The sequence below is a fragment of the Ilyobacter sp. genome (genome assembly GCF_041583315.1).
Taxonomy (GTDB): Bacteria; Fusobacteriota; Fusobacteriia; order Fusobacteriales; family Fusobacteriaceae; genus Ilyobacter.
Map to the genome: position 1 here is coordinate 1 of NZ_JBFHGC010000372.1, position 2,912 is coordinate 2,912.

Annotated in this window: 2 protein-coding genes; one reads left to right on the plus strand and one right to left on the minus strand. The window is 32.1% G+C overall.

What is annotated here, in order from left to right; translation table 11 throughout:
• Window positions 1–259: 259 nt before the first annotated feature.
• Window positions 260–859: a DUF1361 domain-containing protein gene (locus tag ABZA26_RS11580; protein WP_372714680.1), complete on the plus strand. Its 600-nt coding sequence runs from the start codon at window positions 260–262 to the stop codon at window positions 857–859.
• A 74-nt stretch (window positions 860–933) separates the two neighbouring features.
• On the opposite strand, the gene ABZA26_RS11585 is transcribed toward ABZA26_RS11580, so the two are convergent.
• Window positions 934–2,541 (minus strand): CTP synthase, encoded by a 1,608-nt coding sequence (locus tag ABZA26_RS11585; protein ID WP_372714681.1) that lies wholly within the window; start codon window positions 2,539–2,541, stop codon window positions 934–936.
• Window positions 2,542–2,912: the final 371 nt, after the last annotated feature.

Genomic DNA, 2,912 nt, shown 5'->3' on the forward strand with positions numbered 1-2,912 from the left:
CTACACAATATAATTCTAATCTAATAATTCAACTTATGCAAAGTTTTAAGTAATTTAATTTATAATTTTATATAAATTTCTCATGGACAGGTATTTCCATTTTTTTTTGGTATAAATATTTATATGATTTTAATTTTAACTCACTTATATTTTTTTTAGGATTGGTGATAAAATGATTTTATCAAATAGATTTCTTCCCAATAAAAAAATGCTCAGTGTCCTTGCAGTATTTTTTCTTTTGTCAGTTTCAGGATGTCTTATGGTAGCAATCCGTACAACGATAACTCTCAATTCTTACTATCTTTTTTTAATATGGAATCTTTTTCTTGCATGGATTCCGTTATTTCTGTCTCTTATTTTAATTATTGAAGGGTTACATAAAATAATTAAAATTTCTGTTGGATTGTCATGGATTATTTTTTATCCCAACTCATCTTACTTTATTACAGATTTTATACATATCAGCAGCGATGGATATCACCTAAGTCATAACACAGGTATAAATATCATTGTATGGTATGACTTTTTGATGATCTCACTTTTTGTTTTTACCGGTCTGTTAATAGGTTTTCTTTCCCTATACTTACTTCATAATGTTATAAAAAACAAATTCAGCATGCAGGCCGGTTGGAGATTTGTTATTGTTGCAGAGATATTATCAAGTTATGGTATATATTTAGGACGTTTTATAAGGTTAAATAGTTGGCATGTCATAACAAAACCATCTGATCTGGTTAAAAGTATTTCAAAAAGTTTTAATTTTGAAACTCTTATATTTGTGATCATATTAAGTTTTTTCCTTACATTAATATATATAGCTCTATACAGCATTGCACAACTCAACAAATCTTACCATTAATTTATCCATTCTTATTTGCAAAAAAAAATTAAAAATCAGGAGAATGAATTTAAAAATTCATATCTCCTGATTTTTTATAACCCTTTTTTCCTGTTATAGATAGCTTCTACAAACCCTTTAAATAAAGGATGAGGTCTGTTTGGTCTTGTCTTTAATTCTGGATGGAACTGTCCTGCGATGAAGAACGGATGCTCTTCTCTTGAAATTTCAACAATTTCAGCAAGTCTACCATCTGGAGAAGATCCAGATATTATAAGTCCTGCATTTTGAATTTCATCTTTAAATTCATTGTTGAACTCATATCTGTGTCTGTGTCTCTCATATATCAGCTCTTCATTATAAAGTTCTCTTGCAAGAGATCCTTCTTCTAGTTTGCAAGGATATACTCCTAGTCTCATTGTTCCACCCATATCTTCAATATTCTTTTGATCCGGAAGAATATCAATTACAGGATATTTGGTTTCCTTATCAAACTCACTCGAGTGGGCTGTTTTCCACCCTACTACATTTCTTGCATATTCGATTACAACACTCTGCATTCCCAGACATATCCCGAGAAAAGGAACCTTATTCTCTCTTGCAAATTTAATTGAATCTATTTTACCCTCTATACCTCTGTCTCCGAATCCTCCAGGAACAAGTATTCCGTTATAAGCTGTAAGATCAGTTGTATTTATTTTCTCAGCCTGAATATAGTCTATTTTAGCCTTGAGTCCCATAGAATAAGCTGCATGTTCTATAGCTTCATTTACTGATATATAGGCATCTTTAAGTTCTACATATTTACCTACAACAGCCAGTCTTATATCGTCTTTAGGATTTACGATTCTGTCTACCATCTCTTCCCAGGCAGTCAGGTCTACTTCTCTGTCCTCTATTCCTAATTTTCTGCAGACAACCTTTGCCAGGCCGTTGGCTTCCATTATCAACGGTACTGCATATATAGTAGAAGCATCTGGAGCTTCTATGACAGCGTCAGCATCTATATCACAAAACAGAGAAAGTTTTCTTCTGATATCTTCATTGGTAGGATGTTCTGTTCTGCACACTAGAACATCTGGTCTTATACCTAAAGTCATAAGTTGCTTCACTGAATGTTGAGCCGGCTTTGTTTTAAGCTCTCCTGCTGCTTTTAAGAAAGGTAAAAGAGCACAGTGGAGGTAAATTACATTTTCTCTTCCCACATCGTATCTAAACTGTCTGATGGCTTCTAAGAACGGTGTAGACTCTATGTCTCCCACAGTTCCCCCGATCTCAGTAATTACGATGTCTGAGTTATTTTCTTTTCCTACGATCTCTATTCTGGATTTTATTTCATTTGTGATATGGGGAATTACCTGGACAGTTTTTCCTAGATATTCTCCCCTTCTCTCTTTATTTATAACTGATTGATATATTTTACCAGTAGTCACACTGTTATACTTTGTCAGGCTTTTATCGATGAATCTTTCATAATGTCCCAGATCTAGGTCTGTCTCTCCACCATCGTCAGTTACGAAAACCTCTCCATGCTCATAAGGGTTCATTGTTCCCGGATCTACGTTGATGTATGGATCAAATTTTTGTATAGTTACGTTGTATCCTCTTTCTTCTAAAAGCCTCCCTAAAGACGCTGCAGTTATACCTTTTCCAAGAGATGATACTACTCCACCTGTTACAAAAATATACTTTGCTTGCTTCATCAAAAATATACCTCCTATTTAAATTCTAATTAATAATCGACAATAAAAAAAGACGAAAAAAAAAAATCGTCTCATGAGATTTTTTTTTGAAATAGGTCTTTTAAAAACTCATTCCAAAAATTATTAGATTTTGCAATCAATAAAACTGCTCAATTTCTTTTATCACTCGTAAAAGTATATCATGACTTTTACTTATTTTCAAGAATTTTTTCTCTTTATGTCAAAGTGGGATTTTCAAATTTAAATTTTATTTTTACGTTACTACTTCTTACATTTATAATTATTTTTTAGTTTTTAAAAAGGTTTTTTTTCTCTGTTGTTGTAACTATTTAATAGTAATATTATTTATCGGGAGGTAGGCTGTATGGAAA